The following is a 20,304-nucleotide window of genomic DNA, read 5'->3' as shown; positions in this document are numbered from 1 at the left end:
CATTTATGGACGCTTTTTAATATAACGAATAAAAATGGTTATTCAAAAACTTATTGCCAATATTGTGAACTATATCACAGTAATAATTTTTTTGTTGTTAGCAAAAACCGGAGGTGTAATCGCATATTAATTTTTAAGATAAAAAACAACTAATAATCTTATTTAATAAATATGTATGCGATTACATAAATGTTAAGTTGATCACTGTTTTTGAACGTTGGTTATTTATAATTAAAGAGATTTAAAAACGTATATGAATTAACCCAAAATTGATAGCTTAAGAATAAGTGGAGAATATATGAATCCGTCTTTTAATGAAATTATAAACCGACATGATTGGAATAATTTATCCGTTTTGAGTATTAACAAACTTGATACGCACCCCTTATTCCATAGCTGGCGAGACAAACAAAGTGCGAAAAACAATAGCCATAGTGATGCAATAATATCGTTAAATGACGATTGGTTTTTTAGCTATTTTACTAGTCCAAAACTTGTCCCCGAATCGTGGTTAAAAAAAGAGCTCGATACCACAACCATACCTGTACCCTCTAATTGGCAATTACAGGGTTATGATTCACCGGTTTATACTAACATTCGTTACCCTTTTACTTATAATCCTCCCTTTGTGCCCGAGGACAACCCAACAGGCTGCTATTCAACCTATGTTGATATAACAAAACAGTGGCTAGGTGAAGGTGAAACAAGAATCATCTTTGACGGTGTGAGTTCAGCTTTTCACCTTTGGTGTAATGGTCATTGGGTTGGTTATTCACAAGATAGTCGAATTGCCGCTGAATTTGATTTAACACCATTTTTAAAAGCAGGTAAAAACCGCATTGCGGTATTAGTTTTAAAATGGTGTGACGGTAGTTATCTTGAAGATCAAGATATGTGGCGATTAAGTGGTATCTTTCGTGGCGTTTCATTACTTAATAAACCAAAATCGCATCTTCGAAATATTGAAATTCAAACTCAATTTGATGATTGTTATCAAAATGCTAATTTATCACTACAAATTGATGTTAAACATCACGGTGATAGCGAGTTATTAAAGGTCGATATTGAATTATGGCAAAAAAATACTTTAATTGCCGAACATCAGCAATCAATCGGTACACCGTCGATCGATGAAAAAGGCGGATATAATGACCGTTTATATTGCCGCATCCCCGTTACCAAACCGCAGATATGGAGTGCTGAAACGCCCAATCTTTACCGTGTGGTTGTCAGCTTATATCACAAAAAGAACGGATTAATCGAGTCAGAAGCTTATAATGTTGGTTTTCGCACTATTGAAATTAAGCATGGGCAACTTTGTATAAACGGTAAACCATTACTGATAAAAGGAACTAATCGACACGAATTTTTTCCGGATATGGGTTATGCACTCACCGAAGAAGCCATGTTGCAAGATATTAAACTCATTAAACAGCACAATTTTAACGCTGTTCGCTGTAGCCATTATCCCAACGATCCTCGCTGGTATGAACTTTGTGATCAATATGGCCTGTATTTAGTAGACGAAGCAAACATTGAAACGCATGGTATGTTTCCAATGTCCCGCTTATCTGATGACCCAAGGTGGCTTGCCGCTTACAGTGAAAGAGTCACTCGCATGGTACAGCGAGATCGCAATCATCCATCTATAATCATTTGGTCGTTAGGTAATGAATCGGGACATGGAGCCAATCACGATGCACTTTATGCTTGGATAAAAAGTCATGATCCCACTCGTCCGGTTCAGTACGAAGGCGGTGGTGCGAATACAGCTGCTACCGATATTATTTGCCCGATGTATGCAAGAGTCGATCAAGATCAACCACACCCTTACGTCCCTAAATGGGCGATAAAAAAATGGATTTCAATGCCTAATGAAAAACGCCCTTTAATACTCTGTGAATATGCCCATGCTATGGGTAATAGCTTAGGCGGATTTTTTAAATATTGGCAAGCATTCAGACAATACCCTCGATTACAAGGTGGTTTTATCTGGGAATGGGCTGATCATGGTATTCGTTGTCATACTCAATCTGGTGACAGCTACTGGGCTTATGGCGGTGATTTTGGCGAAGCATACCATGACAGACAATTTTGCTTAGACGGTTTAGTTTTTCCCGATCGCAAATTACACCCAAGTGTCATCGAGGCAAAAAAAATACAACAACCTTTTCAATTTAAATTAATTAATCAAGAACCACTAATAATTGAAATTACCAGCGAATACCTATTCCAACATAGCAATAATGAAGTTTTGCACTGGGAATTATCGCTAAATGGCAAGAAAAAAATAAGTAACAAAATTAAACTCGATATTAAACCAACTGCCAGCGTATCGATCACTTTATTAGATAAATTACCTCATGATCTTAATGATGAAGACTTACATTTAACCGTACAGGTGATACAAAGCAAAGCGACATCTTGGTCACCCGCTAAACATATTGTTGCATGGGAGCAGTGGAAATTAAAGAATAACTACATTGCACCGATCGCATTTGTACCGAATAAAAATCAACTCAAATTGAGCGAAAATCAAGATCAGTATGTGATCAATTTTCAAAATCAAGTTTGGCAATTTGATAAACAAACCGGGCAATTAAGTCAATGGTTAAAAGCCAATAAACCATTATTAGCCTCCCCTTTTGCTGACCAATTTATACGAGCTCCGATTGATAATGATATTGGTATTAGTGGTGATTTTGACAGTAACAATAACCCGTTTGCTTGGGTTGAGCAATGGAAAGCTTCGGGTTACTACAATCTTTCCCACCAATGCTTAGGTATTGATGTTACTCAATCAATTGATAAAATTGTTATTGAAGCTTTGCACGGCTACTATGTCAAAAACCAGCGAGTCATCCAAAGTAGGTGGTTACATCAATTTGATTCACAAGGTAACTTAACAATATCGGTGCATGTTGATATAAACAATGATATGCCGGCACCTGCCCGTATCGGTCTGACCTATCAATTAAGACAGATACCAAAACAGGTGAAATGGCTAGGTTTAGGACCTCATGAAAATTACCCTGACCGTAAAAGTTCGGCTATTTTTGCCCAGTGGTCATTACCATTTTCAGCACTCTACACCCCATATATTTATCCATGCGAAAACGGTTTACGTTGCGATGTGAAGAAATTGCAACTTAATGACATGATTATCACCGGTCAAAAGTTCAAATTTAATATTAACCAATACGGTACCAAACAACTAATGGAAACATCACATCGCCATTTACTCGAACCGCAAACCACCGCTTATGTGAGTATCGATGCTTATCATATGGGTATTGGCGGGGATGACTCGTGGACACCTAATGTTCATCAAGAATATTTACTCACGGATAAACATTATAGTTATCAACTGGTATTTAGATGTTGAGATAAGCCGATTTTGACCAAATAAAAAGGCACAATTTTTGTGCCTTCTAACTACCTTTTACAAATCTACCACTTGATCATAACGAAGAGCAAACTATAAAAGATATTGGGAAAAATAAAAGGATATTGGTTATGTCAGCACTAAAATAATAAGTGAAAATTAGTGCATACACTCAGTTTTTTTAACAATGCGAATCTTGACCGTCAAATAGCTCATCAAGCTTTTCAATAAACTGTTGATGAGGTAAATGGAAGAAAACACCGTGTTCAGGCATTCCACGCAAAAAGAGATAATAAACACCACCAAAATGGTCTTGATAGCGATAATTCGGTAAACGGCTTTTTAAAAAACGGTGTAGCGCCAAACAGTAAAGTTGGTATTGCAAATCATAGCGATGTTCACACATCACTTGTTTGATAGCATTTTGATCATACGCTTGTTCGTTTTCACCCAACCAATTTGATTTATAATCGATGATATAGTATTTCCCTTCGAACTCAAACACTAAATCAATAAAACCTTTTAGCATGCCTTTAATGGTTTCAAAATCAAGTTCGGGGCACTGCAATGATAACTCGTCATACTGTTTACATAAGTTATCAAATTGCTGGCTGGTTACGGCTTGACGTATCGGCAAATAGAACTGTAATTCATTGATGCATTTACCATTTAATAGATTCATTAAAGTAGCACCTTTTTGATGAAGTTCAGTGGTTAACATTCGTTCAATCCAAGTGGTTATGACCGGCAACCAGTTGTCTTCTAAATTAAGTTTTTTGAGCATATCACCGCACAATTGGTTGATATTAGTGGGTGAAATATTTTCCATGATTTTATGTAACAAAGTACCAACATAGGCACCCTTAGGAAAATGGTGAATATCCAACTGCATCTCTTCGTAGGTAAGATTGTCGATTGATTGTTCTTGATCTAAATCCCAATTACTAATCACATCTGAATTATATGGTAAAACCGTATAGTGTTTTTGCAACTCGCTATAGCTAGTCACTCGCCAGTTAGTTGTAAATTTACGCTCAAAAACATTTGCGGATAATGATTCATTCAATGGTTGAGTTGAAATAAATTGCTCAGTTGAAATTGGCAGTTCAACATTAACCAAATGAGCAAAATTACCTACTGCATTTAAGTCATCTTTCAATAGATAATTGATTGCAGATTGGCTTTTTTTCAAAGGGGCTAAACCAATACTACAATGATAAACCGATCTTGTCATAGCAACATATAACAGTCGTAAATCTTCAGCTAAGCGCTCATCTTCTATCTGCTGTTTAATTTCATCGGTCAACTGCCAGGCATAGGTTGCTCGATAGTCGTTAGATTTATCATGATAAAAGCGACTGTCAGAGACTCGAAATTGCGCAATAAACGGTAACCATACAAGCGGAAATTCTAAACCTTTAGACTTATGAATGGTAATAATTTTGACCAGATTTTCATCACTTTCCAAACGCTGTTCATGATTTTCGATATTAAAATCCGGATTAACAATTTGTTTAGTCAGCCAACGTACTAAGGCGTAAGGGCTGTCTAATTCATCTGCGGCTTCTTGCAATAATTCGCCCAAATGCATAAAGTTAGTTAATATTCGTTCACCACCTTCACTTGCCAAAATATTTTCAGCCAAATGGCGTTTTTTCATCATACGGCGTAACATAACTAAGACGCCATAATAGTGCCAAATAATCTGGTATTGCTTAAACTCCTCAATTAAGCTTTCCCATTTATCTTGATCATCGCTAATTTGCTCAAGTTCAGCCATGGATTGCCCGAGTAATTTGGTCATTAATGCTAAGCGTAACGCTGATTCATTTTCAGGCATGAGCACTGCTTGTAATAAGCATAGAACTTGTTGCGCTTCATCGGATAGAAAAACGCTAGTGCGATTTGATAAATAGACACTTTTGACACCACTTTGATGCAACTTTTGTTGAATAATTTCAGCTTCTCGCCCGGTACGAACTAAAATAGCAATATCAGCTGTCGATACTCTACGTGGTGCAGTTCCATCATGAATTGATATCGATTGATCAGTTAACCACGCCACAATTTGCTTAGCACAGCACGATGCCATATATTCCTGATATTCGGTTTTCGTTGTCACTTGTTCAGGCAATAAATAGGCAGTTAACGCATTGGTTGGTTGACTATCGATAAGTAGCGCTTTTTGCCTATTACGCTCAGCACTATCCATGTTTAGAAATGGGATATTTTCAAAAATAAAAGGATTATCATGATTGGCAAACAGCTGATTTACCGCTTCAACCATTGATGCTGATGAGCGATGATTGATGTGCATTGTAAAATGATTTTCACCAGTGGATTGCTTCGCTTTGAGATAGGTAAAAATATCAGCCCCCCTAAAGCTATAAATCGCTTGTTTAGGATCGCCAATAAACAGTAAACCAGTATCTGAACTATGTTTAGGATAGATATAATCAAAAATTTTGTATTGCACCGGATCGGTATCTTGAAACTCATCAATCAAGGCAACACAATATTTGCTGGCAATACTTAATGCTAATCGCTTACCATTTTTAGCGCGTAAAGCTCGATGAAGTTGCCATAGCAGATCATCAAAACTCATTTCTCCACGTTTAATCTTTTGGTAATAGATCCCTTTTTGAACAATTTTTACTATATCCATTAAGATTAAACTACGTAAATTAAGCACACTATTGCACAGCGCTTCAATCTGTTCAAAAATTGGATGGGTCGGTGCTGTTTGGCCTTGATTGGTTTTTTCTAACAAAACAGATTGGCAAAATTTTGAAAGCTCTGTTGGTAAGCCAAAGGTTTGTGTAGCTATTTGTGCCCAAGATGTGATCTTATTTAACCAATTAGGTAAATATCGACTACTGTAAGATTTCTTATTTACCCCGGATTGGGTAATAATATCCGACAATTGGTTAACCGAAGTAAGCCACGCTTTTTTAATAGCATCAATTTTTGCAAAATTTTGCTGATAAAACGCTTTGATCTTCTCAATTAGTTCCAGTTCTTCATCATTTGAATCATCAAACTCAACATTTAAATAAGGCGTTAAATCGGTTAATAGTGCCGTTGGATCTTGCCATGTTTCAAGCACTAAATAAGCTAGCGATTTATCTAGTGGTATAAAATATTGGCGCCAAAAATCTTGAATTACATTTAATTTTAGTTCGTATTCATCGGCAATCAAAGATTGTTCAAAAAGAACACCCGATTCAAAAGCATGGCTGGTTAATATACGTTGACAGAAGCTATGAATAGTATAAATAGCCGCATCATCCATCGATTGTTGCGCTTGAGTCAACTTTTCGATAGCAATATGTTTATTTTCAATAAGATCGATTAATTGTTGATAAATCGGATCTTGATGCTTGCCTTCAATTATGGCTAGTTTTAATTCCTGAATATTTTGTCTGATACGTGAGCGTAGTTCTTGTGTTGCCGCTTTGGTAAAAGTCACCACTAATATTTGACTAACATCGAGCGGTTTAGGATAACTGTTTTCCCCAATACCAAGCAACAATCGTAAATAGATGATTGCAAGCGAATAAGTTTTACCCGTACCAGCCGACGCTTCGATCAGCGTTCGACCAGTTAAGGGTAAATCAAATAGATTGAGTTTTTTTATTCCGGTTGATGAAACCATTCAAGTTTCCCTGCCGCATTTGAAGATAAATCAACGCAAGCAATAGCTGCTGTCGGGAACATCGGAGGCGATACTTCTGGACACAGTTCATTAACCAAATAGCCCACTAATGGCAAATGCGATACAACCATAACATTTTGGCATTGAGTCGATGCAAGAGCAGTTAATAAATCAGCGATATATGACGGATTACCTCCCGGCACTAAATTCTTTTCGGTTTCATTTTTTGCCACAAAAACTTGAGAAGACAATTGTGCAAAGGTCTGCTGAGCACGTAAATACGGGCTAACTAGTCCAAGATCAAAACTAAAGTCCTGCTGTTTAAGCCAAAGACCAGCTTGCTTTGCTTGCTTTTGACCAAACTCGGTAAGTGCACGGCTAGCATCTGATGAAGCAGAAAAACCTGCTTCACCATGTCTGATAATACAAACTTTCATTTATATCTGATTAGCGTAATTTTAATTGAAAAATTAAACACTCAGCGCCACAACAAAAGGTGAACTTAGCTGTTAATTTAAAACCATTTTCAACTTTATCAATGCTGCTATTGATTTCGCATGGTTCTGAGGCAACATCATTAGCAGCTTGAGTTAATGATGCCAATTTAGCTTCAGCTTCTGATTGCGTTGCAAAAACATGCTCGTACTCAGCGCTACAATCTTCATTATCAATGATTGTACCCACATCAACACAACAACACGCTGGCGTGTCGTTGGCTTTACATTTATTTAAAGAATCTGTCATGCTATACCTCTGTTATACCGATTAATTTGCTATTAGTATACTCTCAATCAAATCTAAGGGCAAAATTCTCAAGTATTTTACCCTATCAATTTGTTTGCTTATTAGCGTGGAAGATTGCCAAAAATTGGCTTAATCGTGCCAACCAAAAAATAGTCCAACTAAGCGCAATTAAATATCCTATCGTGTATAAAGAAATTAAAAATCTCGTTCTTATTACACAAATTTTTTGTACTATATAACGATAGTTATTTTTTATTAGTGAACATATGCAGCAAAATAATCATGTCCGAAAAATGGCGATTTTAGTCGCAGCAACATTTTTTATGGAAAACTTAGATGCCACCGTCATCACAACGGCTATACCGGATATGGCTAAATCTTTTTATGTTAACCCGCAAGCGCTTTCAATAGGCATTAGTGCTTACATGCTTGCTTTAGCTATTGGCCTACCCGCCAGTGGTTGGCTGGCAAATCGTTTTACCGCGCATCGAGTATTTTCCATTTCGATTGTTTTATTTATGTTAGCTTCATTATTTTGTGCCCTTTCAACTAACCTGACAATGTTCACCATAGCAAGGTTATTGCAGGGATTAGGCGGATCATTAATGGTACCGGTTGGGCGAACCGTTGTTTTAAGCCGTACCGAAAAAGACCAACTGGTTAATACTATTTCGATTTTAGTTTGGCCAGGTCTCATTGCGCCTGTTATGGGACCTTTGATTGGCGGATTTTTTGCCCAATATCTCACATGGCATTGGATTTTTATTCTTAATATTCCGCTAGGGGTTATCGCACTATTTTTTGCAAGGAAATTAATTCCTAAAGAGCGACCACAAAAGCGGGCGTTTGACGGAATCGGTTTTATATTGTGCGGTTTAGGTTTACTGCTTTTTGTTTACGGGCTGGAGATGATTTCACACACCGAAAACAGTATCTGGCTGTGCTTATCGATTGTTTTTTCCGGCAGTATGATATTGACCATAGCTTGTTATCATTTAACCCACTCAAATAACCCATTAATTAGCTTGCATGCATTTTCAAAACGAACTTTTCGAACCAATTTTTTGGGTGGATCATTAATCCGCATTGCCTTAAGCAGTGCACCTTTTCTGTTACCGCTTATGTTTCAAGTTGCATTTGGCTGGTCACCATTATTGGCCGGATCGCTATTATTGGTTTTATTTGCTGGTAACATCACACTTAAATTAGTCAATACAAGTTTGATCCGTCGCTATAGCTTTCGTCATATCTTAATTATAAACGGCCTATTGTTATCACTCAGTTTTTTCTTATGCGCCTTTTTTACGGCACAAACGCCAATGATATGGATGATAGCCGTATTGTTTTTATCCGGAGGAACAAGATCAATTCAATTTACAACGCTAAATACTTTAGGCTTTTCGCAAATTGATAAAAGTGAAGTACAAAGCGCTAATATACTTTCAACTATTGCGCAACAAATCAACAATGTTTTGGGGGTAGTATTAGGGGCATTATTCTTGTTTATCGCAGCTTGTTTTCATGGGCATAATAATACCAATTTAACAGTTGAAGATTTTCGTTGGGCATTATTAATGGTTGCCGGGTTAACTCTTATCGCTATGATTGATTTTATGACACTTCCTAAAAGTGCCGGTGAAAACATTCGAGGTAATCATTGATAAAAAAAACCTCTGCCATTAAGCAGAGGTTTTGACAATTAAAACTTAGGTGCCGGCGCACGACCACGTTTTTTTGTAAAGCCTTTCTCTTTCGATTCAACTTTACTACTACCACGACGACCACGCTTAGCATCAGAAGATGCGCCATTGACTAAACTCATCTTCATTGGTTGATTAAGGACTCTCACTTTTTCAAAGTGTTTTAAGATATCCTTAGGCATCCCTTTTGGTAATTCAACGGTTGAATAAGTATCATAAAGTTTGATATTACCAATATAACGGCTACTAATATCCGCTTCATTGGCAATCGCTCCCACAATGTGGCGAACTTCAATACCGTTTTCTTTACCAACTTCGATACGATACATATCCATTTCACCAACATCACGACGTTCACGGCGTTTCGGTGATTCTCGATTATCGCCACGTAAACGACGCTCGCCATTACGTCCATCACGATCACGCATATCGCGAGAAGGTTTGAACACCGGATCAGGTGGTAAAATTAATGGGCGTTCACCTTGAGCTAATTTAAGTATAGCCGTCGAAATAGTTTGAAGATCAGCGCCACATTCTGTTTGAATCTGGTTTAATAGTGCTTGATACTGATCCAAATCACTACTTTCAAGCTGTGCTTGTACTTGTTGAGTAAACTTAGCTAAACGACGTTTTTCTAACAACTCTTTTGACGGTAAACCCACTTCCGGAATTGGTTTTTTAATCGTTTGTTCTATATTTTTAAGTAATCGACGTTCACGGCTATCAACAAATAAAATTGCACGGCCGGCACGCCCTGCTCGACCAGTACGACCAATACGGTGAACATAAGATTCAGAATCTAAAGTAATATCATAGTTAATCACTAAGCTAATACGTTCAACATCAAGACCTCGTGCCGCAACATCCGTTGCAATAAGGATATCTAATCGACCATTACGCAAACGATCAAGTGTTTGTTCACGTAACTGTTGCGTCATATCCCCATTTAATGCTGCACAACTATAACCGTGTTTTTCAAGGACTTCAGCAACATCTAAAGTTGCAGTTTTAGTACGAACAAAAATAATGGCAGCATCAAAATCTTCTGCCTCTAAGAAACGAATAATCGCTTCATTTTTACGCATACCACGAACTAACCAGTAACTTTGATCAATATCAGGAGCGGTTTGATTCGTACCCTTGATTTGTACCTCTTTAGGGTTATGCATAAAACGCTTAGTGATACGACGAATTGGCGCTGGCATCGTCGCTGAAAATAGTGCTGTTTGATGATCTTCCGGAATGGTTGCCATGATACTTTCAACATCATCGATAAAGCCCATTCTTAACATTTCATCGGCTTCATCGAGTACTAATCCTTTAAGATTTGAAAGATCAAGCGTTTTACGATTTAAATGATCAAGTAAACGACCTGGCGTACCAACGACAATTTGAGGTCCTTGTTTTAAAGCACGTAATTGCACATCATAACGTTGACCACCGTACAGTGGTAATACTTTAACGCCTTTCATATATTTAGCGTACTCTGCACAAGCATCGGCAACTTGAATGGCTAATTCACGAGTTGGCGCTAAAACTAAAAGTTGTGGTGCCTTTAAATTGACATCAATATTCATCAAAAAAGGAATTGAGAAAGCGGCGGTTTTACCACTACCTGTTTGTGCCATCCCTAAAACATCATTTCCAGCTAATAAAAGTGGAATACATTCAGATTGAATAGGTGATGGTTTAGTAAAACCTAGATCATTTAATGCATTAAGTATATCTTCGGATAAACCAAGATCAGTAAAAGAAACTTCTGTTGTCATGTAAACTCGCTTTGAAAATTTGAAAACCAAAACTGACTTTTTATGCAATAACAATTCCGATGATTATCAATAACGATAACCCTCAGTCAGGTTTTTTAAAGATGTATTGCTTTTAAAAAAAGAAAGTTTAATCAATTTATGCCAGCTCACTAAATGGAAAATTTACAACTCACCCCAATAACTAACTGCCGATACGCTTTAAGGCTATTCGAATTTTTGCAACATAGTTATATCGGTACAATCTTTATGAAAGATAAAACGGATTAACAGCATCATCAAATAGTTGTGTATATAATTGGCAAATCAGAACTACGCTATAACAATATTTTCACTTTTAAACTGGCATGACCCTTGTTACTTTTCATCAAGTAACTTTAATTCGTAAAGTGCCTGTTGATGTTCAACAAAGTTATAAATATTATTGGCTAAAGCATATTTAAATAACATTTTGGCACGCTCGTTGTCACCTTTACTCTGATAATATTTACCTAAGTAAAAGTATGTTTCACAAAGGCGCTCAGCTAACTGCCGATTATTTTCAACGCCTTGTTGAAGATTTTGCATTAATTTAGATTGACTAATTTTACCTAAATAAAATGCAACGATATCGCTACTATAAACAGTTTTATCACTAATTTGATCGTAACGTTTTTGTAGCATTTTTTGTGCGGCTTGTTTATCTGCCTCTTTTTCAATCAGATATAGCCACAAAATTCGGATTGGTTCATTCACATCATATTGATGGAATTTTATTGCATCTCGTTGAGCTGTTTGATAATGTCCGGTACGATACAACGCAATAGCACGATTGAAATAAGCAAAAGCATAAGCAGGATCGAGCTCTAAAGTCGTATTAAACAACATTATCGCAGTATCAAATTCCCCATCTCTTAAGGCATAAGTACCTAAAAAGTTATAGAGATCTGCAACATCAGAGTTCATACTTAATAAATGATTAAAATCACTTTGTGCAAACGCTTTAAAACCTAATGAATCGTAAACAATACCCCGTTCAAAAATAAGCTGCATTCGTGTCACAGGGTCAATATCTTTTCGTGATAACTGTTGGCTGAGCTGAGCAATTTTCAATTCGTCATCATAAGAAATTTGCTCCGGAACAGCCAATACAGTAAAAGAACTACTACAACCTGATAAAATAGCAACTGCCAATAAACAGGCTATAATTTTCAGGTTGAATAGTCTCATATTGAACTCCTGATGAATAATCTTTTATTCTGCTGTCGTCGGAGCAACGTCTGGTGTTGATTCGACGGCGTCTTTCATACTTAAACGAATGCGCCCTTGGCGATCTATTTCAAGAACTTTTACATTCACTTCCTGCCCAACTTTCAAATAATCTGCCACTTTTTCAACTCGGTGGTCAGCAATTTGTGAGACATGAACAAGACCTTCTTTGCCACCGATAACAGAAACAAACGCACCAAAATCAACAATACGTGTCACTTTACCGGTGTAGATTTTGCCAATTTCGACATCAGCAACCAGATTATTAATGCGAGCCATAGCATCTTTGGCTTTATTGCCGTCAGAAGCTGCAATTTTCACTGTACCGTCGTCCGATATCTCAATTGTTGTACCTGTTTCTTCGGTTAATGCACGAATAGTTGCGCCACCTTTACCAATGATGTCACGGATCTTATCAGGATTGACATTCATAGTGTAAATACGTGGTGCAAATTCAGAAATTTCTTGACGAGGCTTGTTAATCGCTTGCTCCATTACGCTTAAGATGTGTAAACGAGCACCTTTTGCTTGGTTTAGCGCAACTTGCATAATCTCTTTAGTGATACCTTCAATTTTGATATCCATTTGTAAAGCACTCACACCTTCACGGGTACCAGCTACTTTAAAATCCATATCACCAAGATGATCTTCATCACCTAAAATATCAGAAAGCACAACAAAGTTATCACCTTCTTTCACTAATCCCATTGCAATACCGGCAACAGAAGATTTGATTGGCACACCTGCATCCATAAGCGCTAATGAAGCACCACAAACAGAAGCCATTGAAGATGATCCGTTTGATTCAGTAATCTCAGAAACCACACGAACAGTATATGGGAACTCTTCTTTACTTGGCATTACAGCAGCAACACCACGTTTAGCTAAACGACCATGACCAATTTCACGACGTTTCGGCGAACCAACCATACCAGTTTCACCTACTGAGTAAGGCGGGAAGTTATAGTGTAATAAGAATCGTTCAGTATACTCACCGGTTAACTCATCAATAATTTGAGCGTCACGTTCAGTCCCCAATGTTGCTGTCACGAGTGCTTGAGTTTCACCACGTGTAAATAAAGCACTACCATGCGTTCTTGGTAATACATTGGTACGAATATCCAGCGCTCGAATCATATCTTTTTCACGACCGTCGATACGTGGTTCACCGGCAATAACACGTTGGCGAACAATTTGGCTTTCTAAATCAACAATAATATTGAAAACTTCGTTTTCATCAAGCTCTTCATCTTGAGCCTGTAAAGTTGCTAAAACCTCTTCTTTAATCAGATCGATTTGTGCATAACGTGCTTGTTTTTCAGTAATACGATAAGCTTCACCTAAACGGGCTTTAGCCAATTGTGAAACGGCGTCATATAAAGCTTCGTTTTTAGCTGGTGCAACCCAATCCCATTTTTCACGATTTGCTTTAGCAACAAATTCGTTAATATTATCAATTACAACTTGTTGTTGCTCATGACCAAATACCACTGCCGCCAACATTTGATCTTCAGTTAAAATATCCGCTTCTGATTCAACCATGAGAACAGCGCTTTTAGTTCCTGCTACCACTAAATCTAAACGACTGCTGGCAAGCTCTTTTACTGAAGGGTTTAAGACAAATTCATCGTTGATAAATCCAACTCGTGCAGCACCAATTGGACCATGAAATGGTACACCAGATAGACAAAGCGCAGCAGATGCACCAATCATAGCAACTAAATCAGGGCTTACTTCAGGATTAACTGAAACAACGGTTGCAATAATTTGAATTTCGTTAACAAATCCTTCCGGAAATAACGGGCGTAATGGACGGTCAATTAAGCGTGCAATTAAGGTTTCACCTTCACTTGGGCGTCCTTCACGTTTAAAAAATCCACCCGGAATACGACCAGCGGCATATGTACGCTCTTGGTAGTTAACCGTTAACGGGAAAAAGTCTTGACCTTCTTTAACTTTTTTATTCGCAACAACGGTTACAAATACAGCAGTATCATCCATATTAACCATAACGGCAGCTGTTGCTTGACGTGCCATAATTCCTGTTTCTAAAGTAACAGTATGGCGACCATATTGGAATTTTTGATATGTCGGATTAAACAAAATAATGTCCTCTTGTTATATATGCTGAAGTTTGATATCTCGACAGGAAGCAGCATCAAGCTGAACTTAGGGATATTCACTTCAACAATGTGGGGGTATTCAACAAAAGATTATTTCACTGTCACGACTAATGACAAATCTATAAATTATAGAGCTCTCATTAGTCGCGCGAAACATGGAGACAATCTTTTACCTTATTGATTTACTCTTAAAAAAATTAACTTAATTTTTTGCGCTCAGTATTATATCAGAGCCCAAACTTTTCACAACGAAAAAGAGGCCTAAGCCTCTTTTCAAGTAGATTAGTAATTAGCGACGTAAACCTAGTCTTTGAATTAATTGGTTATAACGATCGAAATCTTTACGACGTAAATAATCTAATAATTTACGACGGCTAGAAACCATACGTAATAAACCACGACGGCTGTGGTGATCTTTTTTATGCTCAGAAAAATGACCTTGTAAATCATTGATACGTGCAGTTAAAAGAGCAACTTGAACTTCAGTTGAACCAGTGTCGTTAGTTCCACGACCATATTCAGCAACGATTTTCGCTTTAGCTTCTACAGTTAGAGACATAATAAACCTCTTAAAATTAAAATAAAAAATGGAATGACCGATCTCTAATTCAGACACTCCTCGGCATTCATATAATCAATATATGAATTGTGCGCAATTATACTTGAAATTATTGAAATAGCAATGCGATTTATTCCTTTAATAGCAAGCTTATTTAAGTTTAAAACCGTACTCTTCTTGAATCAATTTTTTAAGTGCTTGTATATAATTTTGCGCCGACTGACTTAATTGCGCTTTTTGAGAGGTTATCCAACCTATTAATATCTTTTCTTCAACATCAAGCGGAATCGATAAAATATCAGAACCATTTAAATCAGTACTTAAAACACCGGTACTAATTGTATAACCATTTAACCCATGCAATAGGTTAAACAACGTCGCTCGGTCACTGACATGAATGCTTTTTTTATGATAGACGGTACTTAAAATTTCTTCTGAAAAATAGAAAGAGTTATATTCTCCTTGCTCAAAAGAGAGATAAGGATAATCTTCTAAATCGTTAAGCGTGAGCAATTTCATTGCAGCTAAAGGATGATGAGTACTAATGAAGACATGAGGATCAGCTTCAAAAAGCGGATTAAAAGTTAAACGATGCTCTTTAAGCAAACGTAAAATCACTTTTTGGTTAAAATCGGTTAAATATAAAATGCCTACTTCGCTACGCAAATTAGCGACATCGGTAATAATATCATAAGTTCGGGTTTCTCTAAGGGTAAATTCATATTCATCGGTATGATTTTTTTTGATGAGATTAACAAATGCATTAACCGCAAAAGCATAATGTTGAGTCGATATACTGCAAAGCTGTTTAGACGGCTCTTTTTTTGCATAGTGCTGTTCTAATAATTCAGCCTGATCCAAAACCTGTTTGGCATAACCCAAAAACTCAACACCGTCGGTTGATAGCGAAACGCCTTTTGAAGTTCGCACAAAAATCTCAATGCCAAATTCAGCCTCCAACTCCTTGACCGCAGTAGATAAACTGGGTTGGGTAATATACAAATTTTTAGCCGCTTCATTAATCGAGCCTGAGCGGGCTATTTCTAAAATGTAACGTAATTGTTGAAGTTTCATAATATTACAAGCGACCGAAACTAATCTTAATTCAAAATATAAGCTACTATAAACATTGTAATAATAATTGTACAGAAAAAGCAAAATAGCATTTTTGTGCTATCGAGCACAGAGATTTTAGAGCTTTAAAAAACTTATAACTCAACTTTTGGGGCTTTACAGCCCTAAGGTTACTTCACTAATTTACTGTGCTACAGCGATGTTTTTAAACGGCTTGTGCGGCTGTAAAGCGTCTTGCTGGGTTTTAGCGACAACCCCGACCTTTCTAAACAGCCTATGCGGCTGTAAAGCCCACATTCTGGACATATTATAAGTGGTGTTCTTTCTAAACAGCCTATGCGGCTGCAAAGTAGAATCTTACATACTATAAACATCGTTTATAAAAACACAAAGGGCAATTTTAGGTTTAAAAACCCTTTTTTTAACGCTTATGCAATACATTGATTTTTAATGTTTTTATTTTTAGCTAAAAAAAGGGTTTATAAAGTTTGCATTACAAACCCCACGACTATTTCTAAACGACTTACCATTACCTTTCACAAAAACAAACAAGTGCCCCAGATTGCACCTTAACAAAGCGCCGACAACTGAGTGAGGTTAGCACGCCAAAAAAGGATGTTTGGCGAGGCGCTGCTTTGTTCGGAACAAATCAGCGCCGGTGCGTTAAGACCAAACGAAGGCGGAGGGCAGTCGAAGACCGCTTTGGGTGGTGCTGCGAGGGGGTATAGGGGGATTTCGCATAAAATCCCCCTATTCGGACGCAGACACCGAAATAAAAATATCAACCAATTCACAGCGTCCGAAACCTACAAACCAAAAACCCGCAACTTTCAAAGAAAGTAAAAAACCTTGTCAAAAAGTTTCAGAAAATATAGGTGTTTAAGCAAAAAACACAAACCCTTGCCAAAAACTTTCAGAAAACACCTACGTTTTAGTATAAAAACAAAAGTTTTACATATTTCAAAAATATCCTAAACCCCTTATGCAGCTGTAAAGATGATAGATAAAGCTTTTGGTAAGAGTTCTGATTTTTAAACGGCTTATACAGCTTTAAAGCGAGCCCCAGCCGATCGGCGGAGCTATTCTACTTTCTAAACAGCTTATACAGCTGTAAAGGCGCAGATACCAACGCGCTATTAATCATGATATTTCTAAACAGCTTATACAGCTGTAAAGTAGAATCTTACATACTATAAACATCGTTTATAAAAACATAAAGGGCAATTTTAGGTTTAAAAACCCTTTTTTTTAACGGTTTTGCAATATATTGATTTTTAATGTTTTTATTTTTAGCTAAAAAAAAGGGTTTATAAAGTTTGCATTTTAAACTCCACGACTATTTCTAAACGACTCACCATTACCTTTCACAAAAACAAACAAGTGCCCCAGACCGCACCTTCACAAAGCGCCGACAACTGAGCGAGGTTAGCACGCCAAACAGGGATGTTTGGCGAGGCGCTGCTTTGTCCGGAACAAATCAGCGCCGGTGCGTTAAGACCGAACGAAGGCGGAGGGCAGTCGAAGACCGCTTTGGGTGGTGCTGCGAGGGGGTATAGGGGGATTTCGCATAAAATCCCCCTATTCGGACGCAGACACCGAAATAAAAATATCGACAAATTAACAGCGTCCGAAACCTAGAAACCAAAAACCCGCAACTTTCAAAGAAAGTAAAAAAACTTGTCAAAAAGTTTCAGAAAATATAGGTGTTTAAGCAAAAAACACCCCCACCTTGACAAGAACTTTCAGAAAACACCCACATTTTAGTATAAAAATAAAAGTGTAAGATATTTCCAAAATATCCTAACTCCCTTATGCAACTGCAAAGGAAAAGGTTATAAGCCCGATTTTATGAGCGTATTTCTAAACAGCCTATGCGGCTGCAAAGAGCTGGTTGTCGTTGGTGCGGCGGCGCTGCTGTTTCTAAACAGCCTATGCGGCTGCAAAGGCCCAAGTCGCATCAGCTATCTATCGCTCACATTTCTAAACAGCCTATGCGGCTGCAAAGGCATTGATATGATTTTATGCGATCTGCCGTATTTTCTAAACAGCCTATGCGGCTGCAAAGTTTTTGCAGCTAACGCCTTTACTGCTTCTTCCTTTCTAAACAGCCTATGCGGCTGCAAAGTAGAATCTTACATACTATAAACATCGTTTATAAAAACATAAAGGACAATTTTAGGTTTAAAAACCCTTTTTAACAATTTCACAATATATTGATTTTTAATCATTTTATTTTAAGCTAAAAAAGAGTTATTAAAGTTTGTATTTTGAACTCCACAAAATCCCATTCCTCAACTTTTTTGCTATGAAACAGCCCCAAAAAACTGCTTAGTTTAAAGTAAATTTACGGCAACATACCAAGGTATTTTTTGTATTTGAAAAAAAGCTTTCTTCAAAAAATTTTGAAGCTTATCTTACTGAGCATCATAAAAAGATTTAAGGGCATTATGAAAATACCCTTAATACTTAATTAAAAATCAGGAATGGTTGCTGTTTTGCTTAGTCCATAACTGTTAAATATACCCTGCACAGGTGTTGTACATTTTTCTTGTTTTATCCACATGATAAAGTTTTGACCAGTGCTTTTGCTAATGAAATGAAGATGAGGATAATTCAATTGAACGCTACCCCACTTTTCAATCATTTTATTTTTTACTTCATCTGACCATTTACCTTGTGCGGTTAAACGTTTTTCAGCTCGTCTTAAAGCGCTTTGCCCTTTAGGATTAACGCGAATTAAACGTAGGTAACCTTTAATATTAGTTGGAACCGGGGTTATTGGTAAGGCGATAGTATAATCACTAACCACCGTCTGCAAGGCAGTTTTAAATTGTTGTAACTGAACTTCATCACCAAATAATCGAATAATTCCGCCTAATGTGCGATTAACATTATAACAAGGAAAACTGACCGCAATATTACCTTGATAATTAACCAAAACTTGATGAAGTGATTGCATAACTTGATTAATCACTTCTGTTTCGGTTATCTCAAGTTGTGGGATTGCTCTTAGTTCAAAATAGTGAGTGAGCATAATAATTACTCCTTACCACTTGCACCAAATACACCACCGCGAATCAGTACTGCTATGACATAATGTTGTTGTTCAAGTGATGGCTTTTCCCCTTTTAGTACCCAGTTATCAAATAGCGTGTAAAAGTCATGTTTTTGTTTAGGTTGACGGAAAGCATGCCCCATAGTTGTGACGGCACCATAAGGCTCGATAGCAATCGGAAACTCAGCTTTGTCATCATACCAGGTATCAATGGTTCGAATAGCATTGCTGATTTTTTGCGAGTGCATTGCTGCTTGTTCATTTTTTTCATAAAGAACTTTGCTCTTTTCTTTACCGGTATCCAATATTAATTCTTGTGATGGATAAACTTCTTGCCCAAGTCCCATTTTTAATTTGGCTTGAATATTGAAAATAACAAACTCTTCGCCTAAAAGCCCTGCTTCAATAAGAGAAGTAAGCTCATTTACCGATTTATCATCATAATCAAATGAATTAAGTTGATATTGTTTAATATCATTAATTTCAATAATTGGCTTATCATTATCTTTACGATAGATTGCAATACTGATTTGCTCCGCAGCCATACGGTTACGCCATAACCAACGGCCGTTTAGTATGTTGATAGCATAGCGTTTAGCTAATGTTTTCATCCCTACTGATTTAATATAGCTTTGCGTAATTTTTGTTAACTCTTCTTGGTAATTAATATCATTACAAACTGATGGCGCCCCTAAAAAAGGTAATACTTTGCAACTCCATTTAACCACTAGGGTATCTTTATCCGCATCCAGTGCTGCTACATCTACAGTTTGTAAATTAGGTTTTTGAATTTCAGTGTCTAATTTAGCTGGATCATTTGCTGTCGCATTTTTAAGCCGATTTGAAATAGTACCTCGTACTGATTTTTGTGATAGTAGCACAGGGGTTAATTTTTTGTCATCCTGGCTATTTTGCTGGGCAAAAATAGCGTCGGAAATATCTAAACTACGTTCAAATGCTAATACTGATGCGGTAGTGATTTTATCTTTACTCAT

Annotated in this window: 14 protein-coding genes and 1 CRISPR repeat array; of the genes, 4 read left to right on the top strand and 10 right to left on the bottom strand. The window is 37.1% G+C overall.

Annotation, left to right across the window (positions count from 1 at the left end):
* Positions 1 to 298 precede the first annotated feature (298 nt).
* The gene (locus J3U37_RS01725) at positions 299 to 3,385 is read left to right on the top strand and encodes a beta-galactosidase (protein ID WP_267373051.1); all 3,087 of its coding nucleotides are present in this window, start codon (positions 299 to 301) and stop codon (positions 3,383 to 3,385) included.
* A gap of 181 nt (positions 3,386 to 3,566) precedes the next feature.
* Here J3U37_RS01725 and recB read toward each other — a convergent pair whose 3' ends face one another.
* Genes recB through J3U37_RS01710 form a run of 3 tightly spaced genes read right to left on the bottom strand, consistent with a single transcriptional unit; the run spans position 3,567 to position 7,784 of the window.
* Positions 3,567 to 7,040, bottom strand: a complete 3,474-nt coding sequence (recB, locus tag J3U37_RS01720; protein WP_267373050.1) for an exodeoxyribonuclease V subunit beta — start codon at positions 7,038 to 7,040, stop codon at positions 3,567 to 3,569.
* Positions 7,019 to 7,477 (bottom strand): phosphohistidine phosphatase SixA, encoded by a 459-nt coding sequence (gene sixA / locus J3U37_RS01715; RefSeq protein ID WP_220217863.1) that lies wholly within the window; start codon positions 7,475 to 7,477, stop codon positions 7,019 to 7,021. Before sixA ends, recB begins: the two co-directional genes overlap by 22 nt.
* A 10-nt stretch (positions 7,478 to 7,487) precedes the next feature.
* Positions 7,488 to 7,784 (bottom strand): YfcZ/YiiS family protein, encoded by a 297-nt coding sequence (locus J3U37_RS01710; protein WP_220217864.1) that lies wholly within the window; start codon positions 7,782 to 7,784, stop codon positions 7,488 to 7,490.
* 266 nt (positions 7,785 to 8,050) lie between these two features.
* On the opposite strand from J3U37_RS01710, the gene J3U37_RS01705 reads away from it, so the two are divergent.
* Complete coding sequence (locus tag J3U37_RS01705) at positions 8,051 to 9,445, top strand: MFS transporter (RefSeq protein ID WP_267373049.1); 1,395 nt, start codon at positions 8,051 to 8,053, stop codon at positions 9,443 to 9,445.
* 38 nt (positions 9,446 to 9,483) lie between these two features.
* Here J3U37_RS01705 and J3U37_RS01700 read toward each other — a convergent pair whose 3' ends face one another.
* From J3U37_RS01700 to J3U37_RS01680, 5 genes are all read right to left on the bottom strand, one after another.
* On the bottom strand, positions 9,484 to 11,253 hold the full coding sequence (locus J3U37_RS01700) for a DEAD/DEAH family ATP-dependent RNA helicase (protein ID WP_267373048.1): 1,770 nt from the start codon (positions 11,251 to 11,253) through the stop codon (positions 9,484 to 9,486).
* A gap of 354 nt (positions 11,254 to 11,607) precedes the next feature.
* Entirely contained in the window at positions 11,608 to 12,459 is an 852-nt protein-coding gene (nlpI, locus tag J3U37_RS01695) for a lipoprotein NlpI (RefSeq protein WP_220217867.1), read from the bottom strand.
* A gap of 24 nt (positions 12,460 to 12,483) precedes the next feature.
* Positions 12,484 to 14,601 (bottom strand): polyribonucleotide nucleotidyltransferase, encoded by a 2,118-nt coding sequence (pnp, locus tag J3U37_RS01690; RefSeq protein WP_366518721.1) that lies wholly within the window; start codon positions 14,599 to 14,601, stop codon positions 12,484 to 12,486.
* A 309-nt stretch (positions 14,602 to 14,910) separates the two neighbouring features.
* Positions 14,911 to 15,180: a 30S ribosomal protein S15 gene (gene rpsO, locus J3U37_RS01685; RefSeq protein ID WP_220217868.1), complete on the bottom strand. Its 270-nt coding sequence runs from the start codon at positions 15,178 to 15,180 to the stop codon at positions 14,911 to 14,913.
* A 150-nt stretch (positions 15,181 to 15,330) separates the two neighbouring features.
* Positions 15,331 to 16,254: a LysR family transcriptional regulator gene (locus J3U37_RS01680; protein ID WP_220217869.1), complete on the bottom strand. Its 924-nt coding sequence runs from the start codon at positions 16,252 to 16,254 to the stop codon at positions 15,331 to 15,333.
* Between the two features lie 591 nt (positions 16,255 to 16,845).
* On the opposite strand from J3U37_RS01680, the gene J3U37_RS01675 reads away from it, so the two are divergent.
* Positions 16,846 to 17,097 carry a hypothetical protein gene (locus J3U37_RS01675; RefSeq protein WP_267373047.1) on the top strand — a complete coding sequence of 84 codons (252 nt, stop codon included), beginning with the start codon at positions 16,846 to 16,848 and terminating at the stop codon, positions 17,095 to 17,097.
* A gap of 600 nt (positions 17,098 to 17,697) precedes the next feature.
* Positions 17,698 to 17,892: a hypothetical protein gene (locus J3U37_RS01670; protein WP_267373046.1), complete on the top strand. Its 195-nt coding sequence runs from the start codon at positions 17,698 to 17,700 to the stop codon at positions 17,890 to 17,892.
* A gap of 218 nt (positions 17,893 to 18,110) precedes the next feature.
* Positions 18,111 to 18,379: direct repeats of the CRISPR family, unit length 28 nt; unit sequence TTTCTAAACAGCCTATGCGGCTGCAAAG.
* Between the two features lie 345 nt (positions 18,380 to 18,724).
* Here J3U37_RS01670 and cas6f read toward each other — a convergent pair.
* Together cas6f and csy3 are read right to left on the bottom strand one after the other, a co-directional pair.
* Entirely contained in the window at positions 18,725 to 19,288 is a 564-nt protein-coding gene (cas6f, locus tag J3U37_RS01665) for a type I-F CRISPR-associated endoribonuclease Cas6/Csy4 (RefSeq protein ID WP_220217871.1), read from the bottom strand.
* Positions 19,289 to 19,293: 5 nt separating this feature from the next.
* On the bottom strand, positions 19,294 to 20,304 hold the full coding sequence (gene csy3, locus J3U37_RS01660; RefSeq protein ID WP_267373045.1) for a type I-F CRISPR-associated protein Csy3: 1,011 nt from the start codon (positions 20,302 to 20,304) through the stop codon (positions 19,294 to 19,296).

It is taken from the genome of Gilliamella sp. B3172, from assembly GCF_026536465.1.
Lineage (GTDB): Bacteria > Pseudomonadota > Gammaproteobacteria > Enterobacterales > Orbaceae > Gilliamella.
This window is presented reverse-complemented; position numbering and strand designations above follow the sequence as displayed.